This window comes from Pseudoduganella lurida, from assembly GCF_007830455.1.
In the GTDB taxonomy this organism is placed as follows: domain Bacteria; phylum Pseudomonadota; class Gammaproteobacteria; order Burkholderiales; family Burkholderiaceae_D; genus Rugamonas; species Rugamonas lurida.
The window spans coordinates 543,396-564,500 of the sequence record NZ_VLLB01000003.1 but is presented as its reverse complement, the minus strand read 5'-3'; the positions used below and the strand labels follow the sequence as shown (position 1 = coordinate 564,500).

General features: G+C 66.5%; 18 protein-coding genes and 1 riboswitch. Of the genes, 9 read left to right on the top strand and 9 right to left on the bottom strand.

Going from position 1 to position 21,105, the window contains the following annotated elements:
* The first annotated feature begins 259 nt into the window (after window positions 1-259).
* The gene (locus tag IP91_RS11960; protein WP_145649177.1) at window positions 260-1,132 is read left to right on the top strand and encodes a hypothetical protein; all 873 of its coding nucleotides are present in this window, start codon (window positions 260-262) and stop codon (window positions 1,130-1,132) included.
* Window positions 1,133-1,686: 554 nt separating this feature from the next.
* Here IP91_RS11960 and IP91_RS11955 read toward each other — a convergent pair.
* Complete coding sequence (locus tag IP91_RS11955) at window positions 1,687-3,267, bottom strand: carboxylesterase/lipase family protein (protein WP_145649176.1); 1,581 nt, start codon at window positions 3,265-3,267, stop codon at window positions 1,687-1,689.
* Between the two features lie 81 nt (window positions 3,268-3,348).
* A complete protein-coding gene (locus tag IP91_RS11950; protein ID WP_145649175.1) occupies window positions 3,349-5,715 on the bottom strand; it encodes a TonB-dependent receptor in 2,367 nt (788 codons plus the stop codon).
* Between the two features lie 266 nt (window positions 5,716-5,981).
* Here IP91_RS11950 and IP91_RS11945 point away from each other — a divergent pair, with 266 nt between their 5' ends.
* Together IP91_RS11945 and IP91_RS11940 are read left to right on the top strand one after the other, a co-directional pair.
* Complete coding sequence (locus IP91_RS11945) at window positions 5,982-6,806, top strand: DODA-type extradiol aromatic ring-opening family dioxygenase (RefSeq protein ID WP_229474287.1); 825 nt, start codon at window positions 5,982-5,984, stop codon at window positions 6,804-6,806.
* A 36-nt stretch (window positions 6,807-6,842) separates the two neighbouring features.
* A complete protein-coding gene (locus tag IP91_RS11940) occupies window positions 6,843-7,331 on the top strand; it encodes a VOC family protein (protein WP_145649174.1) in 489 nt (162 codons plus the stop codon).
* Here the strand turns inward: IP91_RS11940 and IP91_RS11935 are convergent.
* The 4 genes from IP91_RS11935 to IP91_RS11920 all read right to left on the bottom strand — a co-directional run bounded on the left by IP91_RS11935 (window position 7,316) and on the right by IP91_RS11920 (window position 10,445).
* On the bottom strand, window positions 7,316-8,764 hold the full coding sequence (locus IP91_RS11935) for an HD-GYP domain-containing protein (protein ID WP_145649173.1): 1,449 nt from the start codon (window positions 8,762-8,764) through the stop codon (window positions 7,316-7,318). The genes IP91_RS11940 and IP91_RS11935 overlap by 16 nt on opposite strands.
* Before the next feature lie 122 nt (window positions 8,765-8,886).
* The gene (locus IP91_RS11930) at window positions 8,887-9,300 is read right to left on the bottom strand and encodes a GFA family protein (protein ID WP_145649172.1); all 414 of its coding nucleotides are present in this window, start codon (window positions 9,298-9,300) and stop codon (window positions 8,887-8,889) included.
* Window positions 9,301-9,540: 240 nt separating this feature from the next.
* Complete coding sequence (locus IP91_RS11925) at window positions 9,541-9,996, bottom strand: Imm26 family immunity protein (RefSeq protein ID WP_145649171.1); 456 nt, start codon at window positions 9,994-9,996, stop codon at window positions 9,541-9,543.
* A 95-nt stretch (window positions 9,997-10,091) separates the two neighbouring features.
* The gene (locus tag IP91_RS11920; RefSeq protein WP_229474285.1) at window positions 10,092-10,445 is read right to left on the bottom strand and encodes a ferritin family protein; all 354 of its coding nucleotides are present in this window, start codon (window positions 10,443-10,445) and stop codon (window positions 10,092-10,094) included.
* A 148-nt stretch (window positions 10,446-10,593) separates the two neighbouring features.
* A riboswitch (TPP riboswitch) is annotated at window positions 10,594-10,701 on the top strand.
* A gap of 81 nt (window positions 10,702-10,782) precedes the next feature.
* Between IP91_RS11920 and IP91_RS11915 the strand changes: the two genes are divergently transcribed.
* Window positions 10,783-12,867 carry a TonB-dependent siderophore receptor gene (locus IP91_RS11915; protein WP_145649170.1) on the top strand — a complete coding sequence of 695 codons (2,085 nt, stop codon included), beginning with the start codon at window positions 10,783-10,785 and terminating at the stop codon, window positions 12,865-12,867.
* Between the two features lie 99 nt (window positions 12,868-12,966).
* Here IP91_RS11915 and IP91_RS11910 read toward each other — a convergent pair whose 3' ends face one another.
* Entirely contained in the window at window positions 12,967-13,494 is a 528-nt protein-coding gene (locus tag IP91_RS11910) for an AAA family ATPase (protein WP_229474283.1), read from the bottom strand.
* Window positions 13,491-14,114, bottom strand: a complete 624-nt coding sequence (pnuC, locus tag IP91_RS11905) for a nicotinamide riboside transporter PnuC (protein WP_145649168.1) — start codon at window positions 14,112-14,114, stop codon at window positions 13,491-13,493. The genes IP91_RS11910 and pnuC overlap by 4 nt, the downstream gene beginning before the upstream one ends.
* Before the next feature lie 161 nt (window positions 14,115-14,275).
* Between pnuC and IP91_RS11900 the strand changes: the two genes are divergently transcribed.
* Window positions 14,276-16,243, top strand: coding sequence for an alpha/beta hydrolase family protein (locus IP91_RS11900; RefSeq protein WP_158643129.1), 1,968 nt, complete (start codon window positions 14,276-14,278; stop codon window positions 16,241-16,243).
* A gap of 78 nt (window positions 16,244-16,321) precedes the next feature.
* Complete coding sequence (locus tag IP91_RS11895) at window positions 16,322-16,741, top strand: DUF1810 domain-containing protein (protein ID WP_145649166.1); 420 nt, start codon at window positions 16,322-16,324, stop codon at window positions 16,739-16,741.
* Between the two features lie 230 nt (window positions 16,742-16,971).
* On the opposite strand, the gene IP91_RS11890 is transcribed toward IP91_RS11895, so the two are convergent.
* Window positions 16,972-19,134 (bottom strand): S46 family peptidase, encoded by a 2,163-nt coding sequence (locus IP91_RS11890; RefSeq protein ID WP_371860615.1) that lies wholly within the window; start codon window positions 19,132-19,134, stop codon window positions 16,972-16,974.
* A gap of 248 nt (window positions 19,135-19,382) precedes the next feature.
* Here IP91_RS11890 and IP91_RS11885 point away from each other — a divergent pair, with 248 nt between their 5' ends.
* The 3 genes from IP91_RS11885 to IP91_RS11875 are packed head-to-tail and all read left to right on the top strand — an operon-like array spanning window position 19,383 to window position 21,028.
* Window positions 19,383-19,925 (top strand): RNA polymerase sigma factor, encoded by a 543-nt coding sequence (locus IP91_RS11885; RefSeq protein WP_145649165.1) that lies wholly within the window; start codon window positions 19,383-19,385, stop codon window positions 19,923-19,925.
* Window positions 19,926-19,935: 10 nt separating this feature from the next.
* The gene (locus tag IP91_RS11880) at window positions 19,936-20,289 is read left to right on the top strand and encodes a hypothetical protein (RefSeq protein WP_145649305.1); all 354 of its coding nucleotides are present in this window, start codon (window positions 19,936-19,938) and stop codon (window positions 20,287-20,289) included.
* Window positions 20,290-20,308: 19 nt separating this feature from the next.
* The gene (locus IP91_RS11875; protein ID WP_145649164.1) at window positions 20,309-21,028 is read left to right on the top strand and encodes a siderophore-interacting protein; all 720 of its coding nucleotides are present in this window, start codon (window positions 20,309-20,311) and stop codon (window positions 21,026-21,028) included.
* Window positions 21,029-21,105: the final 77 nt, after the last annotated feature.

Sequence of the window (21,105 nt, the reverse complement as noted above, 5' to 3'; positions counted from 1 at the left end):
CCTCGCAATATAGCTCAATATTTCACCGGAGTTGTCACTACGTGGGAACTAAACGGCGATATCCGATTCTAAGAAATATGGCTTCATGATTTCTGGATCGTCTCTGGGATCGTCGTCCTTCGCAACGTCTTCTTTAGTAGCGCCCTTAGTGCCATCTGCCCTGCGCTGCAGAGATTCTAGTAAGCGGTAGCAGGACTTAGCATCATCTATAGACAGGTAGCAGCGTGTAGTGAAAGCTCATTTTCGAGGAGAGCACCCCATGTCTTCCTACGAGTTCCCGGTCCGCCTTCCCCAGGAGCTGCTGACCGAGCTGGCCGAATTCACAGGCAATCCCGATTCGTATTCCTGGGTTCTGGAACCGTTCGTTTGCGAGGCGATTCGCAATTACATGAGGCCCGCCTCGGCGTACGAGCAGCTGCAATCCGGACAATCCGGGCAGTCAGGGCAGTCAGGGCAGTGCGGGCCCTTCGGCACGGAAGACCCGACCGAGGCGGGATACCAATGGAAGGAGCTATTTCTCCCGCACGGCACCCGGCTGCGCGCCAGTTTCCAGCGCCAGCCTTATTTCGCCACGGTGGAAGGGGCAGAGATACGCCACGGCGAAAGCGCGTTGACGCCATCGGGTTTTGCAAACCTGCGGGGCAGTGGCAACCGCAATGCATGGAAAGCCATCTGGCTGCGGCTGCCGGGCAGCGATGCATGGCTGCTCGCCGATGTTTGCCGTTCCGCGCGGCGACGGGCGATCGAGCGACTGCTCAGTGGCGGCAAGCAGGCTGGCCGCCAGCAATCCCCGGCAGCTTCCCCGCCGCAGCAATCCGCGGCGTCTCCTCAACCGCAGCAATCTGCGGCGTCTCCCCAACCGCAGCAATCCCCGGCAGCTTCACGCCCGCAGCAATCCCTGGCATCTCCCCGACCGCAGCGATCCCCGGCGGCTCCGCGACCGCAACAATCCCCGGCGGCTCCCCGGCCACAGCAAGAGGCGGCACAGCGCCGCACGAACGGCGCAGCCAGCCGCCCACCTGTCACAAAGATGAAGGTGGATGGCAAACATAACGAAGGCCGAAAAACATCTGCACGCGGCCGCCGGCGCAGGCGACGTGCAGCGAAACATGATGGGCAAAGCCGTCAGTAATCCGAATGCCTTCGCCTGACGCACTTCCCGTACTTCGCAGCCGGGCCCACGCCCCCATGTTGAGGGCGGCGTCGCGTCCGTTCGCCTACGCCGCCGGCAACGCACGACTTGCACCGCAGCCGACGATCAAACTAATTGCGTCCCGCGGGCCGCACAAACGCACCGCCACCAGCCTGCGAGCCCGACGGACAATCTCGTCGCGCAAACCATCCGAACCAATCGTCCGGGCTGCAATTGCGCAGAAATCTGGTCCCGTCGACCGCACAGACGAACCGCCACCAGCGTGCAACCCCGACGGCGATCTTGTCCCGTCGATCGGAAAGACGAATCCCCGCCAGCCAGCGCCCCCGACGGCAATCCCGTCCTGCGGCCGTCCGTACCAATCGCCCAGGCCTGCGACGGCGACGGCGACGGCAATCCCGTCCTGCCAGCCAGACCTGCGAGCCGCTGCCGGCCGTGCCCCGGCGCCGACCGCCGGCCACCCGCCGCCTGCACCGCGTGCTTTGCTTCCGATGCTGTCGGCAGCACAGTCGTGGACTTCGTGTCCCGGCCAGTCACGGTGCCCGGCCGGCATCCGCAGCCGCTTCCAGCATATCCAGCCTCACCTTACCGAACCCGCCCACCACCTGCGCACCCGCCTTCGAAAACTCCATCAGCCGATCGCCCTCGGCATCGAACCGCGGCCATGCCGGCGCCGCCGCTACAACAGGACTGCCGGTGCGTGCGAACGCCACCCAGTAATCGCTGACCCGCTCGGCCATCGCCTGATCCTGCGCTGTCCAGCCGGCACGCGAGCGGTGCGATGGCGTGGCGAAGACCATCTCGATCTCGTTGTCATGGCCGGCGCCGGGCACGGTGGCACGCAGCGCTTGGGGCACGTAGCTGTAGCGGTACAGCCAGACGGGCACGCCCCGCGCCGCCAGTTGCCGGGCGCGGCGCCGCGCCGGCTCCACCATCGCCATCTCGCCCCACATGCGTCCCACGGCATCCCCGCGTGCCACGTCCGGCTGCAGATACTCGGCCAGAATGGGCTCGCCGGCGCCGCCCAGCTTCGCCAGCATGGCATCGCCCGCCCCCGGCAGCCAGCGCATCAGGCTCTGCTCGTAATCGTTGGCGCCCGTCAGGTAGGGAATGGCCGCCGCTTCGCCGAGACGGAATGCGGTGGCGGTGTCGCGCACGATCAGCTTCCCGTCCAGCACGGGCGCGGCCACCGTGCGCACCGGGGCATCGAGCACCGTGGCCGCCGGCAGCGCACGCAGCGCCGCCACGTCGCCATCGGCCACACCCTTGCCGCGCGCCCAGGCCAGGCCGGCCGCTTCGGCCGATGCGGGGCCACCACGCAGCGCCTGGATCGCATTGCCGGCACCGCCGCTTTCCGTGATGGCCTTGTCGAACAGGCCCCGCGCCAGCGGCGACGTCATCAGGAAATTGATCGACGTGGCACCGGCCGATTCGCCGAACACGGTCACGTTCTCAGGATCGCCGCCCAGCGCCGCGGCATTCGCGCGCACCCAGCGCAGCGCCGCGATCTGGTCCATCAGACCGTAGTTCGCGACCGGCCCCGCATCGCCCTGCTCCGCGCTGAGCGTTGGATGCGCGTAGGTGCCGAAGCGGCCCAGCCGGTAGTTGAGCGTGACCAGCAGCACGCCCTTGCGCGCCAGCGCCGTGCCGTCGTAGTCCGGCAGGGAACCCGATCCCATGATGAACGCGCCGCCATGGATCCAGACCATGACCGGCAGCGGCCGCGTGGCGCCATGGGGATGCCATGCGTTCAGGTACAGGCAGTCCTCCGACATGCCATTGACGTACCCGGGCGTGAGGGGGTTGCTGGCCTTGTCCTGCATGCAGTCATTGCCGAAAGCCCGCGCGGTGCGCACGCCGGACCATGGCACCACCGCCTGCGGCGCGCGCCAGCGCAGCGAACCCACCGGCGCCGCCGCATAAGGGATGCCGAGGAAGGCATCGACGCCGTTGGTGCTGGTGCCGGCAATGCTGCCGCCGGTCACGCGCGCCGAGGGTGCATGCGATGCCGGCGATGCCGACGCGGCCATGGCCGGCAGAAGCGCGCCGCCCAGAAGCAGGGAGAACAAGGCGCAGCAGGCCGCGCTGACAGGATGGGACTTCGTGCTTTGCATGGCTGGCTTTCGTGACGGTGCGATGGTGGAACGGGAGCGAAAAAGGCCGGCGTGTGCCGGCCTCCGATGGACCGTCTCGGCTCAGAACGAATACGCGACCTTCGCCGTGATCTGGCGCGGGGCGACGTACTCGTTGCTGGTCTGGCCGATGCCGTAAGGGTCGGTGAAGCGCGAGTTGATGCCGTCCTTGTTGCCGATGTTCGAAGCGGCCATCGAGAAGCTCCAGTCGCTGCCATGCGGCGAATAGTCCACATGCAGGTTCACCAGGCCATAGTTCGGCACCTGGTCCAGCGTGCTGTTGTTGAACATGCGGTAGATGAATTTACCGCGGTAGATGTACTCGACGCGCGGCGTCAGCAGCCCGCTCTCCAGCGGCACCGCATAGCTGACATTGACGGAGCCCTGCCACTTCGGCGTCTTGGCCGTGGAATTGCCGTTCAGGTTCTGCGCCTGGGTGGCCACGTTCGCCGCGCAGGCCGGCGTTGGATAGCTGGTGTAGTACGACTCGCAGCCCGGCGTGTTGACGACGGCCGCCCGGATGCCCGCCGCGTCCAGCGTGTAGTAGTCGCCGATCACCTTGCCGCGCAGGTAGGTCACGTTGCCGTTCACGCGCAGGCGGTTCTCCAGTGCCAGGTAGGACAGTTCCGCCTCCAGGCCTTTCGTGTGCACCTTCGGCACGTTGGCGATGCCGCCCTGGTAGGGATTCGGATCGTTGGCCAGGTACTGCAGGTTGCGGTAGTCGTAGTAGAACGCCGCCAGGTTCAGGCGCAGCTTGTTGTTCAGGAACTGGTTCTTCGAGCCCACCTCGAACGCGTTGATCGATTCGGGCAGGAAGTGGTGCGACACCATGATCGAACCGGGATTGTTGTTGATGCCGCCCGGCTTGTAGCCACGCGTGAGGCTGGCGTACACCATGTTCTGCTTCGTGAGGTCGTAGTCCGCTTCCAGCTTGCCGGTCGGCTTGCCACCCGAGGACTGCAGCCAGTTGCGCGTGCCGCCCTCGCTCGCATCGTGGTTGTAGCGCGCGCCGGCCGTCAGGCGCAGCTGCTCGCTCACGTGCCAGGTGGCCTGCGTGAACGCGGCCCACGACTTGCGGCGCACCGTCGTGTCTTCGGAGTAGTACAGGTTATACGGCCGCACCACGATCGGCCGCGGCGGCAGCGTCAGGTCGGGATTGGGGTCGGTGCCGCCGAATTCGATCACGTACTGGTTGCTGTCCTGCCGCATGCCGAACACGCCGGCCGTCCAGTCCACCGCGCCACCGGGCACCGAAGCGATGGAGAACTCCTGCGTGTAGTTTTTCAGCTTGGTGTTCCATGCCGCCAGGTTGTCGTACTGCCCCAGCGTGGCGTAGTCCAGCCGCGAGCCGTTCATCTGCTGCTTGTGGTCGAGCCGCTGCGAGCTGGTGATGGACTTGAGCGTCGCCCACGGCAGCGAGTATTCCAGGTTCAGGTGGTACAGGTCCGCGCCCAGCTTGAAGCGGCTGCGGTAATCCTGCGTGAGGGTGCGCGGATCGGGATTCGGATCGAGGATGTTCTTCTGCGCCGCGCCGTTCTGGTTGGCGCGGTACCACTGGCCCGTGAGCGTGGCGCTGAAGTCGGGATTGGGCTTCCACAGGAAGGCCAGCTTGCCGCTGGCATCGTGCGCCTCGTCCAGGCCGAAGCCGTAGGTGGAGCGCGCAAAGCCGTCGTGATCGTATTTCTGCAGCGAGGCGCGGATGGCCGTCGTTTCTCCGAGCGGCACGTTGAGGGCGCCGCGCGCCTGCGTGGTGTGGTAATTGCCGACCGTGACATCGGCGCTGCCGCCCCACTTGCCCAGCTCCGGCTGCTTGCTCACGAGGTTGATGGTGCCCCCCGTGGACGCCATGCCGGACACGGTGCCCTGCGGGCCGCGCAGCACTTCGATGTGATCGAGGTCGAACAGGCTCTGGTCCAGCGAGATGCTGTTGGCGATGTACACGCCGTCGACGTGCAGCGACACGCCGGGCTGCGTCTGGTAGGCCGCCTGCGGCGTTTCCGAGCCAATGCCGCGCACCGTGACGACCGTTTCATAGCCGCCGCTCTTCGCGATCGACAGGCCGGGCACCTGGCCGTTCAGGCCGGCCAGGTTGACGACGTTGGCCTTGTCCAGCGCGTCGCTGGAAATGACGGTCACGGCCAGCGGCGTTTCCTGCAGGTTGACCCGGCGCTTCTCGGCCGTGACGATGACCTTCTCGATGCCTTCGTTCGGCGGGATCAGCGTGACGGCGGCAGCCGACGTGGCAGCCGCTTGCGGGTCCGCGGCATCGGCACCGACGGCATCGGCAGCGACGGCATCCGTAACGGCGGTATCGGCAACGGCGGGCGCGGCGGCCGCGCTGGCCGCCCGGGCTCCCAGGGCCAGTGCCATCATCACACCCGGCCAGTTGATGCGCGTGCCCGTGGCGGGCATCTTGTTTGATCTGGACATCTTCACTCCCTTGAATTGAAAGCGCAAAGCCGGCTGGCCTCGTCCAGTTCAGGATGCCCCGGATAGGCGGCAGGATTCTTGTACTGCAGCGCACAAGAAATGTGTTCATGGCGTATCCGCGACACGCGCGCCACAGCGTAAGGCCTGCCGTTGCAGGGGATCGTGGCAAAACGGGCGCGACAAGTTTTCCTGCGCGCTGAGCCAAGACCGCCGTGCGCGCCGCGCCGATACTCGCCCCATCGAAACCCTCACGGAACCACGCCAACATGAGTGCCGACCAAGCGCAGGCCACGATGCCGACCTTCTTCATCCCGCACGGTGGCGGGCCCTGCTTCTTCATGGACTGGATGCTGATGGGCGGTCCGGCCGACACGTGGAACGGCCTGGAGGCCTTCCTGCGCGGCCTGCAGGCGCGCCTGCCGCACAAGCCGAAAGGCATCGTCGTCATCTCGGGCCACTGGGAAGAAAAGGTCTTCACCGCCGCGACGACGGAACAGCCGGCGATGATCTATGACTACACCGGCTTCCCGGCGCACACGTACCAGCTGCGCTATCCGGCACCCGGGGCACCGGCACTGGCGCACCGCATCGTCGGCCTGCTGCAGGCGGCCGGGCTGCCGGCAGCCACGGACAGCACGCGCGGCTTCGACCACGGCGTGTTCGTGCCGTTCCTGCTGATCGATCCGGCAGCAACCATCCCCGTCGTCACGCTGTCATTGAAGACCGATCTCGATCCGGAAGAACATCTGGCCGCGGGCCACGCGCTGGCGGCGCTGCGCGACGAAGGCATCCTGATCGTGGGATCGGGCATGAGTTACCACGACATGCGTGGCTTCCGCACGCCAGCCGCGCGGGCGCCCTCGGCCGCCTTCGATGCGTGGCTGACGGACGTGGTGGCGGCCGAACCGGCGACGCGCTGGCAGGCCTTGAAGCACTGGAGCGAGGCGCCGGCAGGCCGGGCCTCGCATCCGCGCGAAGAACACCTGCTGCCGCTGATGGTGGCCGCCGGTGCCGGCGCCGCGTCGCCCGGCACCAAACCCTTTACCGGCAACGTGATGATGGCCGATATCTCCGCCTTCCAGTTCGGCTGATCCAGCCGCTTTTTTCACCCCTCACCCCGACAACCGATGACCAAACCGAATACCCTGATCTTCGTCGACATGCCGAGCGACGACCCGGCCGCCACGGCCCGCTTCTATGCCGAGGTGTTCGGCTGGCGCAACGACGAGAAGCCGGCCGGCGTGTACCACCGCATGGTCCCCGGCGGGAATTTCAGGAACAGCGACGGCAGCGAGAGCGCCATCGGCAACCTGCACCTGGGGATCTTCGATGCCGCCAACGCCCGCCCCCATCCGCAGCCGGAAGGCGTGGCGCCGCGCGGGCTGAGTGTGGACGGCCGCAAGCCGCGCATCTGGATCCTGATCGGCGACGACACGGCCGACCGCATCCTGGCCGCTGCCGAAGAACGGGGCGCCACCATCCTGTGGCGCGACCATTACTGGAGCACCTTCAACGGCTTCAACAGCGCGTTCCGCGACCCATGGGGCACCGAGATCCTGTTGTGGGGCAAAGGCGGCGACCAGCCCGTGGTGCCGGGCTCCTACACGAGCGAGTGAACGCCCAGGCGGGGCGGCGCCGGGATGGCGGCAGGCGTGCCGGCCGGCTGGAGCGCCTGCAGCGCTTCCTGTCCGGCCACCGCCTTGCGCAGCGCGGCGAAGCAGTCGGCGTCGAGCGCCGTGCCGACCGTCTTCGCCATCATCTCCAGCGCCTGCGGCACGGGAATCGCGCCGCGGTACGGCCGCTCGGCCGTGATGGCATCGAAAATGTCGGCCGTGGTGATGATGCGCGTCTCGAGGGGAATCTGCGGCGCCGTCAGCCCGCGCGGATAGCCGCCGCCGTCCAGGCGTTCGTGGTGGCCGCCGGCGATCGTCGCCAGCTCGGCAAACGCGCCCACCCGCGCCAGGATCCGCTCGCTGTACACCGCATGCATCTGCACCGCGGCCCATTCGTCGCGGTCCAGCGCGGCGGGCTTGTCCAGCACGCTGTTGCTGACACCCAGCTTGCCCACGTCGTGCAGCAGCGCGGCGCGGCGCAGCAGGCGGCGGCGCTCGTCGGGCAGGCCCAGATGCTGCGCGATCAGGTCCGTGTACTGCGCCACGCGGGCACTGTGGCCGCTCGTGAACGGGCTCTTGGCATCGACCACCTGGCCGAAGGCGGCGGCGATATCGTCCAGGTAGTCGTCGTCCACCGGCAGCTCGCGTTCGGCCTGCACGAGATCGGCCACGGCGCGTTCCAGCGCGGGGCTGGCCAGTCCGTCCCACAGGCCGCCGTCCCCGGCGACCGCCATGAAGGCTTCGACGAGCCGCGGATCGAACCAGCGCCCGCTGCGCCGCGCCACCTCGGCCACCGCAGCCTCGCGGCCGCCCGCGGTGTGGAACACGTCCACCACCTGCGCCAGCAGCGCGATGCGCGAGTACAGCGGAATGTCCTCGCCGCGCACGCGGTGCGGGCGGCCCTTGCCGTTGTAGTGCTCGTCCAGGCCGTAGATGCCTTCCGCCACGCTTTCCGGGAAGCGCAGCAGCCGGGCAATGTCGGCGCCGCGCTGGCAGCGCGTGCCGATCAGCTCACTGGCGACCCGTTCGCCGCCGGCGATCACCTGCATGATGCTGCGCACGCGGCCTGCCAGCGGTGCCTTCGCGCCGGCATGCGCGAACACGAACGACAGCACTTCGGGCAGGCCGTCGCCCACGGTCTTGTAGTCGTGCTTGAACTGGCGGTCATCGGAACGATACAGCTCGGCGATGCGGGCGGCATTGCTGCTGCAGCCCGCGTCCTTCAGCAGGATCGTGTAATACAGCTCGCGCAGTTCGTCCATGCCGAGACCCGCCTCGCGGCCGACGTGGACGCCGATCCAGCAGGCGCGCATGCAGTGGCCTTCCGGCTGCCCCTCGGTCAGGTCGAGCGCATAGCTGAACGCGCTCATCAGTTCAGAGAGGGACAGCACCCCGGGACCGGCCGGGACGGAGAGGGAAGCCAACGATGGAGCCATGAGAAAGTTTTAATGCTATTTGGAAACAGCATTCTACTCTATTTGACGAATATGCTGACGTCGCCTCGTCATTTTGTGCTTGAAAATGACAAATTTGACGATTCGCAGCAACATCAGCCACTCTACGGCAGCTCGCGGGCGCCTTCGCGGCGGGTGCGCAGATAGCGCGGCAGGCTGTCGGCCAGCTGCAGCCAGGCCAGCCGGCTGTGGGTGTACGTATGGTCGTGCGGCGGGATGCGCTCCGGGTCGTCCAGGCTGGCGGTGGTGATGTCGAGCTCCCCGGCGAACTGTGCATCTTCAAAGGTCAATTGCGTGCCGCAGCTTGCGCAGAAGCCGCGCCGGTGGCCGGGGCTCGATGCGTAATAGGCGGGTCCGCCGGCCACGAACTGCAGCGCCTCGCGCGGGACGGAAAACCAGGCGACCGCCGGTGCGCCGCTGGCACGGCGGCACATGGTGCAGTGGCACAGCGTGCTGTTGAAGGGGGCGCCGGTCACGGTATAGCGCACGGCGCCGCAGAAGCATCCACCCTGGTGCATGTGTCCTCCTTGGTCGACGCCCGATGTCGATCGAGGCCCGACGTTAGCCGAGGCCCGAGGTTGATCTGGGCCCGATGTTGACCGAAGCCCGATGTTGATCGACGCCCGATGTTGACCGAAGCCCGATGTTGACCGATGCCCCATGTTGATCGACGCCCGATGTTGACCGAGGCCCCATGTTGATCGAGGCCCGACGTCGATCGACGCCCGATTCATTGCTGCCGGGTGTCGTGAGCCGCCCTACTCCAGCAGTTTCGTGAGCAGCAGTTCGGTGGAACCGTAGCCGTACAGCGAATCGCTTTCCAGCCCCTCCGTTTCGTAAGGCACGGAGACCTCGCGCTCCGGCTTGGCCGGGTCGTCCGCGTACGTGGCCTGCCAGGCGCGCTTCAGCGCATCCGAGCGGCGGATGAACACGGGCACGGGCCAGCGGTTGCGGTCGAAATCCTGCGCATCGCCCAGCACCGGCCAGCGGCCGTTGGCCAGCGCCATGTCGCCCGTGCGGATCGCCTTGACGGCATCGCCGGCCACCAGCGACTGCACGTCGGCCAGGGACGGGATCGCCGCGCGCTTCGGCCCGAACAGATACGCCAGCATGATCTTCCCTTGCGGCGACATGCGCGCCACCAGCCCGGTCGCAAAGCCGCCATTTATCAGCGGCACGGCAAACCAGCTTCCTTCGTGATACGGTTGCTTCATCCAGTCTTCCCATCGGCGCGCCCGTCGGCAGGCAGCTGCCGCGCGCGCAGTTTCAGTTTCGTCGTCCGCCGCGTGGATCGGCAGTGCGTCGCGTGTCAGATATTCTCGTCGTAGTGGTACTGGGCGGCGATCGGGCCGGCCTTGAACAGCGCCTCGCGCAGTTCCTTGTCCAGCTTCGGGTCGCGCCTTCTCGTCCACTCGAGCAGCATGGCCAGCTGCCGGCGCGTGGTATCGCGCTGGCTGGCCAGCACCAGCTTCAGTTCCGGGTCGGTACAGGCTTCCACGCGCTGGTTCAAGGTGTCCAGGGCGCCCACCTTGTCCGCCAGCGCCGTCAGCGCGCGGTGCATGTCGAGCACCTGCGCGTTCAGGCTTTCGCGCGGTTCGATGACGTGCTGCTGGGTCCCGTGTTGGTGGGTCCCGTGCTGCTGCGTTCCGTGTTCCTGACTCATATGACCCTCCTTCCTGCTGTGCCGATTGCAGTGTCAACTGCGTCAGGCGTCATTGTCGTCGCTGGAGCGCGTTTCCTCAAGAGTCACGAGTCTAACGGCAATGCCCCTGCCGGTGGCGCACGGCTTTGCAAGCAAATGTGATAAGCTGCGGCTTCGCTAGGGGTCCTGCCACGTGCTGCAAAGCCGTCGCGGGTGAGAGATACCCTCCGTACCTGATCTGGATAATGCCAGCGAAGGAAAGCGCAAAGACACCGCCGTACCCCTCCCACGTGCCTGCTGTGCTGCCTCGCTGCTCCGTCCATGAGCAAATCGAAGAGCACAACCGAAGAGCACAACAATGTACAAGAACACCCTCGTCGTTTCCGCTGCCGCGCTGGCCATTGCGCAGGCATTCCCCGCGCATGGACAAACGCAGGCGCAGATGCCGGAAGTCGTCGTCACCGCCGTGCGTGGCAGCGCCCCATCCGCTTCCGTGGCCGGCTTCTCGGAAGCGCCGCTGCTGCAGACCCCGGCCTCCGTCAGCGTCATCACGCGCGAGCAGATGCAGGACCTGGACATCCGCTCCACCACCGATGCCGCGCGCTACGACGCCAGCATCAGCGACGCCTACAATGCCGTTGGCTATGCCGAGCAGTTCTCGATCCGCGGCTTCAAGCTCGATAATGCGCGCAGCTACCGCAAGGACGGCCTGGCCATCTCGGGCGACACGCAGATCCCGCTGGAAAACAAGGAAGCCATCCAGGTACTGAAGGGCCTGGCGGGACTGACGGCCGGCGTGGCCGCGCCGGGCGGCATCGTCGACTACACGGTGAAGCGTCCAACGAACGAAACGCTGCGTTCGGTGCTGCTGGAAGTGCGCGAGCGCGGCACGGTGTACGGCGCCGTGGACCTGGGCGGCCGCTTCGAGGACCGCCGCTTCGGCTACCGCATCAATGTCGCCGGCGAGCGCCTGCGTTCCTATATCGACGGCGCGGACGGCCATCGCAACTTCGTCTCCGCCGCGTTCGACTGGCAGATCTCGCCGCAGGCGCTGCTGCAGGTCGATGCCGACTACCAGAAGAAATCCCAGGTCACCGCGCCCGGCTACCAGTTGATCAATGGCGTGACGCTGCCCAATGTGGCGGCCGACACGATGCTCAACGACCAGCCTTGGAGCAAGCCGGTCGAGACCACCAGCAGCAATCTCGGCGCGCGCTTCCAGTACCGCTTCAACGCCGACTGGCAGGCAGTCGTGAGCGCCAACCGCCACGAATTCAGGCGCGATGACTACACCGCCTTCCCGTATGGCTGCTCGGCGCAGGAACTGTACCCCGGCTTCTGCGGCAATGGCGACTACGACGTGTACGACTACCGCAGCCTGGGCGAGAAGAAGAAGCCGCTGGCCGCGCGCGCCGTCGTCACGGGCCGCTTCGCGACGGGCACGCTGACGCACGAGCTGGCCGCCGGCATCGACTACTTCGGCAACAAGGAAAGCTGGCCTGACTATGTGTACGAGTATGTGGGCGTGTCGAACATCTACCGTCCCGTGGCCGTGGCGCCCTCGCCGCTGCCCGACCAGCCCTCGTTCGAGCGCCGCAAGGACAACGAGCGCGGCGCCTTCGTGCAGGACATCGTGGGCCTGACGGACACCGTGAAGCTGCACGCCGGCGCGCGCTACGCGAAAGTCAAACGGAGCGAACTGGATGTGGCGCCGACGAACGCGGGCTTCTGGCTGCCGAACGTGGCGCTGGTGTTCAGCCCGAACAGCGACGTGGCCGTGTATGCCTCGTACGCGCAGGGACTGGAACATGGCGGCATCGCGCCGATCGAAACCACCAACGAGAACCGTGCGCTGGCGCCCGGTAAATCGAAGCAGGTGGAAGTGGGCGCCAAGGCCGTCGTGAACGGCATCAGCCTGAGCGCCGCGCTGTTCCAGATCGACAAGGGCCTGGAATACATCGACGCTGCCAACACCTACGTGCGCAACGGCGAGGCACGCCACCGGGGCGTCGAGTTCGCTGCCCAGGGCAAGGCCACGCGCGACCTGACGGTGGGCGCCTCGCTGGCCGCGCTGCACACCGAGCAGAGCGGCACTGGCCAGAGCATCTACGACGGCAAGCGCGTGACCAATGTGCCGGCGCTGCGCTCGACCGTGTTTGCCGAGTACGTGCTGTCGCCGGCATGGAAGGTAAACGGCGACTGGCAGTTCGCCTCGAAAAAGGCGTTCGACGAGGAGAACACCGTGTTCGTGCCGAAGTACCACCTGCTGAACTTCGGCGGCGCGTACACCGCGCGCGTCAACGGCATGCCGCTGGTCGTGCGCGCCCAGGTGCGCAATGTGCTCGACAAGTTCTACTGGCGCGACGTCACGCCGGACCTGGGCGGCTACCTGTTCCCCGGCGCCGAGCGCACGTTCCGGCTGTCGGCGCAGCTGGACTTCTGACGGCACCTGTCCAGCCCGTGTCCTGGTGCCAGGCACCAGGACACGAATGTCCAGCTCGTGTCACGGTGCCTGACCCCATGGACACGGACTCGGCCGTACTCAGCGGCCCAGCACGTCCTCGACCTGCTGCAGCCGCTGCGCGAGCGGGCCGTGGATGCGCACGTGCGGGATCGCGCGCGCCGCCAGTTCGGCCGACAGCAGCGCGTTGACGGCGGCGCTCTGGTCTTCCGGCTCGCGCTGCAGGCCGTCCGGCTGCCACGGCACATCTGGCGCGCAGACCAGCGTCATGTCGTAGCGGCGCGCGGCCACCAGCTGCGCGAGGCCCGGCGCGATGCGCCCGAAATAGTGGCGGCTGTACACGGCCGTCATCAGGGGCGTGGTATCGCAGAACAGGAAGCGGCTGGCACGCGCCGCCGCCAGGTCCTCGCGCGCGGCCTGCGTTTCCGCGATGTGCAACTGGTCCCCTTCCACCGGTACGCGGCCGCGCAGGTCGACGAATTCGCGCAGGTATTCCGGCACCCACACATCCCCATAGCGTTCCGCCAGCGCCTGCGCCAATGTCGTCTTGCCGGAGGAGGCGCTGCCCACGATCGCGATGCGCAGCGGGCCGCGCGCCGGGTGGCTCACTTGAGCACCATCGCGGTATCGGCTTCGTGCAGGCCGTCCATCGAACGGCGCCATGCGGCCAGGCCGAACCCGGCCATCACCACGAACATCCCGTACAGCACCGCCGTCAGGATCAGGCCCTTGTGCACGTACAGCGCCACGTACAGCACGTCGACGATGATCCACACATGCCAGTTCTCGATCTTCTTGCGGGACAGCAGCAGCTGGCCCACCAGGCTGCCGGCCGTCAGCAAGCCGTCCGTGAACGGCACGTCGGTATCGGTGAACATCATCAGGAACCAGGCCAGCGCGATGAAGCCGGCGATCCAGCCCAGCGCCGCCACGCCGCGGCCGGCCCAGGACAGCTCCGTGACGGGCAGCCGGTCGTGCGTGTCGTCGCCACTGAGCCACTGGTACCAGCCCCAGAAGGAGACGACGATGAACACCACCTGCAGCCCCATGTCGCCATACAGCTTCGACTGGTAGAACAGCGCGCCGAACAGGGCGGACGACAGGATCGCGAACAGCCAGCCCCAGTGGTTCTGGCGGATGTTCAGCCACACGGTAATCACCGACAGCAGCGAGGACAGCAGTTCGAGCGGCGTGGTGGACAGGCCGAACAGGGAGAGGGTTTCGTTCATGGGGACAGCCGACGGAAGAGCCGGGGATTATGCCATGGCGGGCCGGGACAGACCAGCTGGCCAGTCGAAGCGGCGGCCTCCGCTTGCTGCCAATTCTCACCAATTATTGCATATTGTTAATATCATTTAAATAAGGAATAATGGTCAAAACTGACGACACCATGAAACGACTTCTCTTCCTCCTGCCCACCCTGTTTGCCGGCACCGCCCTGGCGCAGCCCCCCGGCGCCCCTGTCCCGCTCCTTTCGTTCGTCAAGCAGGAACAGTTTTCGTGGCCGCGCCTCTCCCCGGACGGGAAGCACCTTGCCGTGACCGTCCGCATGCCGATCGGCAAGAGGGAAGTGCCCACGCTGACGTTCTACAGCATTCCCAACCTGAAGATCGAAAGCGTGGTGCGCCTGCCCGCATTCGAGGTGCCGCTCGACTATTACTGGGTCAGCAATACACGCGTCGTCGTACGAAAGGGGCGCGAAGAAGGCTCGCGGGAGATCCCGGCATCGTATGGCGAGGTGCTGGCGCTGGACTATGACGGGAAACGGCAGGAATACCTGTACGGCATGGACCGTTTCGCCAACTCGGGCCGCACTAGTGGCTTCCAGGACGATTACGGCAGCGGCTACATCGCGGACATTCCAGCGGCATTGAACAACCGCGTGTTCCTGTCGTCCAATCTGTGGCAGACCGATTTCAGCGAACTGCTGGACGTGGATGCCATCAAGGGCAACCGGCGTTCCGTCGCCCGCGTGCCGCTGTCCGGCGCCCGGTTCGTGCTGCAGAACGACGGAACACCCAGGTTTGCCAAAGGTAGTGACGACGACGCAGAGTTCGCACTGCTGCGGCGCAACGGCGATGGCAGCGCATGGCAGCGCGTGCCGCGCGAGAAGACCGGCACCTGGCTTTCTCCCTTCGCCTTTTCCGCCGATGACACCGAATTCATGGCGTGGCACGCCGTCGACGGTGAACCGGCAGGACTGATCCGCGAGAACCTAGCCAGCGGCGCACGCCGCGTCGTCGCCCGCGATCCGGATGGCGCGCTGGACGCCCCCATGTACGGCACGAGTCCATACCTGCCCATCGTGGCATTCACGTCGGTCGGCGTGCCGCAGATACGCTATCTGGAACCGGACAGCCATCCCGACGTCGTTCTGCATCGGCAGCTTGCCGCGCAATTCCCGGGCAGTACGGTGCGCTTCGTCGACGTGACGCGCGACGGCGGCAAGATCCTGTTCAGCGTGCGCAGCGACCGCGATCCCGGCGCGTTCTACCTGTTCGACCGCAAGACCGGCAATGCCGACCTGCTGTTCGCCGCGATGGACGCGATCGAGCCGGACGACATGGCACCGCGCCGCCCCATTTCGTTCACCGCCCGCGACGGCCTGCAGTTGCGCGGGTTCCTGACGCTGCCGCGCAAGCCGCCAGCCGGCAAACTGCCACTTGTGCTGGTGCCGCATGGCGGTCCGATCGGCATCGCCGACAACTGGTACTTCGACGCTGATGCACAGTTTCTGGCCAGCCGCGGCTATGCTGTGCTGCAGGTGAATTTCCGGGGATCCGGCAACCGGGGCGAAGCGTTCCGGCAGGCCGGCTACCGCCAGTGGCATGACAGGATCATCGACGACCTGGTCGATGGCGTGCGCTGGGCTATCGACCAATCCAATGTCGATGCCGACAGGGTGTGCGTGTTCGGTGCCAGCTTCGGCGGCTATGCCGCACTGACGCTGGCTGAGCGCGAACCGGCTCTGGTCAAGTGCGTGGCGGGATATGCCGGCGTGTATGACCTGAAGCTCTTCAAGGACGAGCCCGATGTGAAACGCAGCAAGGGCGTCGCCGCTGCGGTGCGCCGCCAGGTCGGCGACGATGTGGCGGAGCTGGACCGCATCTCGCCCGCGCTGCATGCCGATGCGATCCGCACGCCCGTGCTGCTGATCCATGGTGGCAAGGACCGGATCGCGCCGAAAGAACACGCGTTTCGCATGCGCGATGCGCTGACAAAGGCCGGCCGTCCGCCCGAGTGGTACTACGTCGATTACGAATGGCATGGCTTCTACGATACGGAAAACCAGGCCGAGGTCTACCGTCGGCTGGAAGCCTTCCTGGCAAAACATATGGGAAAACCGGCGGGCAGCTAGCGCGCCGACCGAGGCGCGGTGGTGCGAACCAGCGCCGTATACACTGCATGCACGACTATCCGAGCAAACGGAGCCGCCATGCAATTCGATCTCGACCGCTTCATCACCGCCCAGCAGGGCGTCTACGGCAATGTCCTGCGCGAACTGCGCGCCGGCCACAAGGCCAGCCACTGGATGTGGTTCATCTTCCCGCAGCTCGCTGCCCTGGGCCGCTCGGAGGCCAGCCGCTTCTACGGCGTGGCGTCGCTGGGCGAAGCGCGCGCCTACCTGGCCCACCCGCTGCTGGGGAGCCGGCTGCGCGAATGCACGGCGCTCGTCAACGAGCATGCCGGCACGCCGGCCAGCGTGATCCTCGGTCACGTCGATGCGCTGAAGTTCCGCTCGTCGATGACGCTGTTCGCGGCGGCCGCCGCTGACGGCACCCTCTTCTCCGCCGCGCTGGACAGCTTCTACGACGGCCTGCCCGACCAGGCCACGCTCGACCTGCTGCACCAGTAAAAAAGCCGCCCTCCTCGCGGACGGCGGCTTCGGATTCACTGCAGCGCCCGAGTCACGGTGCCAGGCACCAGGACAGAATTCACTGCTGAGCCTGTGTCACGGTGCCAGGCACCAGGACAGGAATTCACTGCAGAGCCCGAGTCACGGTGCCAGGCACCAGGACAGGAATTCACTGCAGAGCCCGTGTCACGGTGCCTGACCCCATGTGACACGGCCTCGACCGTAGCGGATTACTTCTTCGGGTAGCGGATCGTCATTTCCTGCAGCAGGTTGTCGGCATGGTCGACTTCCTTCATCACCCACAGCATGTAGCGGATGTCCAGGTGGATGGCGCGCGTGATGGCCGTGTCGAAGTACCAGTCCTTGGTGATCGATTCATAGGTCGAATCGAAGTTCAGGCCCACCAGGTCGCCGCGGCTGTTGACGATGGCCGAGCCGGAGTTGCCGCCGGTGGTGTCGGCGCTGGACAGGAAGTCCACCGGCACCGTGCCCAGCACGGGATCCTTGAACTGGCCGTAGCGCTTGGCCTTGATCGCCTCCAGCAGCTTCGCCGGCGCATCGAACGGGTCCTTGCCGGTGTGTTTCTCGACGATGCCTTCCACGGTCGTGAACGGGCCTTTCGAGATGCCGTCCTTCGGCGAGTAGGCGTCCACCGTGCCGAACGTGACGCGCAGCGTGGAGTTGGCGTCCGGGTAGACCGGCTTGCCCTGCGACTTCTTCCATGCGATGACGGCGCTCATGTACTGCGGGATCACCTTTTCCAGGTTGCCTTCCGATTCCTTCGAGCGCTCTTCCAGCGCCAGCGCAAAATCGTTCAGTTGCACGGCCAGGCGGATGAACGGATCGTCCGACCGTTCCAGCGTGGCCGCATCGGCGTCCAGCAGCGCCAGGCGCGTGGCCGTGTCGCCCAGCCTGCTGCGCTGGTACAGGGCCGGCACGTCCGCCGCCTTCGGCAGCAGCGCGTCGAGTCCCTGCGGATGGAAGGCCGCCGGCAGCTTCGCGTAGCGCTGCAGGCCGGCCGTGAAGCGGGCCTGGTCGACACCGCCCACGTACGATTGCTCCAGGCGCGTCAGCCGCGCCTTGATCATCGCCAGGTCGCGGTCCTGGAAGCCGGACTCGCGCTGCGCATCGGGCTTCTTGCGCTCCAGCGCCAGCCGGTACAGCGAGCGCGCGGACTTGAACAGGTCCGAGTTGGTGGCCACGTTCCAGGCGAAGGTCTGCTGCTCCAGCGCCATGTCGGCGGCGATCGCGGCATCCAGCTCGGCCAGCATGGCGGCCGACACGTTCGGTTGTGACCGGGTCGAGCTCGTTTTATACCAGGCGCGGAACTCGGCATCCTGCACGTCCTTGATGGCGGCGATGTCCTTGCGCGCGAAGCCGTCCAGCAGGCCCTGCGTCTTCTTCATGCGGTTGTTGATCGACTTCACCACGGAGGCGTAGCGCACTTCGTCGTTCTTGCTTCCCTTGGTGGCTGCGGCAATCGTGTCCAGGTCCGCCTGGAATTCGGCGACGGCGGCCGGATACGACGTGTCGCGCGCGAAGCGGATCTCGCTCGGCAGCTTGTAGCGGCTGGTGCGGCCCGGGTAGCCGGCCACCAGGATCGGATCGCCCGCCTTCAGGCCTTCTGCGGACAGCACCAGGAAGTCCTTCGACTTGTACGGCACGTTGTCCGGCGACGGATCGGCGGGACGGCCGTCCTTGCCCACGTAGGCGCGCAGGAAGGAGTAGTCGCCCGTGTGGCGCGGCCATTCGTAGTTGTCGATGTCGCCGCCGTAGTTGCCGATCATGTCCGCCGGCGCATACACCAGGCGCACGTCGCGGATCATCATCTGGCGGATGCGGTAGTACTCCAGGCCGCGATGGAACGCGGGCACGGCGCAGCGGTAGGACTTGTCCGTCTCGCACTCGGCCACCAGCGCCTTCACGCGGCTCTCGATCTGTTCGTGGCGCGCCTTGCCGCCCACGTTGTCGAGGCCCTTCAGCACGCGGTCCGTGACGTTTTCCACCTTGTCGGTCACGTACACCAGCGTGCTCGGACCGCCGGGCAGTTCCTCTGCACGGGTCCTGGCCAGGAAGCCATTGACGATGTAGTTCTTCTCCGCGCTCGAATTGCGCTGGATCGCCCCGTAGGCGCAGTGGTGGTTGGTCACGACCAGGCCATCGGGCGACACGAACGACGCCGAGCAGCCGCCCAGCGACACCATGGCGCTCATGGGCTTCTTCGACAGGTCGGCCAGCTGTTCGGCGGGAATGCGGATGCCGATGCGCTTCAGTTCAGCCTTCAGTTGCGGCAGCTGGTGGGGTTGCCACTGGCCTTCGTCGCCGTGTGCGGCACCGGTCATGCCGGACAGCGCGGCCAGCAGGGTGGCCGGCAGTGCGAGTTGTTTGAACAAGGTATGTCCTCGGTTGTGAAAAGCGACGCAAGTATATAACCGCGCCCACGGCCTGGAAATGCCTTTGTGCGCGCACCGGAAGGCGGTTTTTGCCTGCGGACGGGATTTCGTCACAATATTCCGGCGCGTGATCCGTCTTACCTTGCATGGACACGACAACATCGGGGACAGCCACCTATTTTCGGGCAACACAGGGGTTGCCCGACAATGGGCGCCTGTCCCCTTCCGAGAAACCATTCCCGCCCCTGATGACAGACCACAGACCAGGCATCACCGAGACCGTCGCGCGCGAACGCAAGCGCCTGTTCGGTTTCATCCGCCGCCGCGTACCCGATCCGGGCGATGCGGAGGACATCCTGCAGGACGTGCTGCACGAGTTCGTGCGCGCCTGCAGCCTGCCCGAACCGATCGAGCAGGTGGGCGCCTGGCTGGCGCGGGTGGCGCAGAACCGCATCATCGACCGGGTGCGCAAGAAGCGCGAGGAAGCGCTGCCGGAAGCCATGATCGATGCCGCCGACGAGAGCTTCCTCGATCACGCCCTGCCCTCCTCCGACGACGGTCCGGAAGCGGCCTACACGCGGGCGGTGCTGCTGGACGCGATCGTCGCCGCGCTGGAGGAACTGCCCGCCAACGAACGCGATGTCTTCATCGCGCATGAACTGGAGGGCCTGAGCTTCAACGAACTGGCCGAGCGCGATGGCATCAAGGTCAACACGCTGCTGGGCTGGAAGCGGCGCGCCGTGCTGCACCTGCGCGCCCGCCTGCAACCTTTTTACGATGACGACGACTGAAAGCACCACGATGAAGACCCACTCCAAGCGGCGCCACGGCGCTGCGAGAATCCTGTTGAAAGCGATCGTCTGGATCGCCCTGCTGGCCGCCGTCGTGTGGCTGGTGATGGTGCTGTGGAACTGGCTGATGCCGGCCCTGTTCGACGGCGCGAAGGTGATCGGCTACTGGCACGCCCTGGCGCTGCTGGCACTGTGCAAGATCCTGTTCGGCGGCGGCGGCCATGGCCGCTGGAAGCACCACCGGCGCTGGGAACGCATGAGTGCCGAGGAGCGTGCGGCGTTCAAGGAACACGTCCGGGGTCACTGGGGCCGCCGTGCGCGCCGCGGCGATGCCGAAGCCCGGCCGACGAATCCCGACCTCTGACCACCACCGGAGACGAAACATGAACGACACCCCACCCCGCGCCGGCCTGCTCGAATCGGCGCTCCTCAAGCTGTTCACGCGGCGCGCGAAGATCACCGGCATCGAGGAAGCCGGCCCGGCCTTCCGCCTCGTCACGCTGGGCGGCGACGCGCTGCGCAATGCGGCATGGACACCGGGCGACAAGATCCAGGTCCAGCTGGGCGGCTGGACCCAGCGCACCTACACGCCGATGGACTGGGATGCCACCTATGGGCGCACGCGCATCCTCGTGTACCTGCATGGCGAAGGGCCGGGAACGCAGTGGGCCCGGGCGCTGCGCAAGGGCGACGATTGCATCGTGTCCGGGCCGCGCCGCTCGATCGCGCCGGAGGACGGCCCCCTGGTCGTGTTCGGCGACGAGACGTCGCTGGGCCTTGTCGCAGCGCTGCGCAAGGATGCGCAGGAGGAGGTCCACGCGCTGCTGGAGGTGTCGGACGACACGGCAGTGCGGCCGGTGTGCGATCGGCTGGGTATCGGCGATGCGGTGATTGGCGTGCGGCGCGCCGACGGCGGCCATCTGGCCGGGCTGCAATCGCGCATGGCGACGCTGCTGGAAGCGCATGCGAACGCCGGCATCATCCTGACCGGCCAGGCCGGCTCGATCCAGCAGATGGGACGCGCGCTGCGCCAGCATGGCCTGCATGGCGGGCGGCGGCATGCCAAGGCATATTGGGCGCCGGGCAAGCGCGGGATGGATTGACGGCATCGGGGACAGGCACCTATTTTCGAGCAACACGTGTGTTGCCCGAAAATGGGTGCCTATCCCCTTTCTACTCC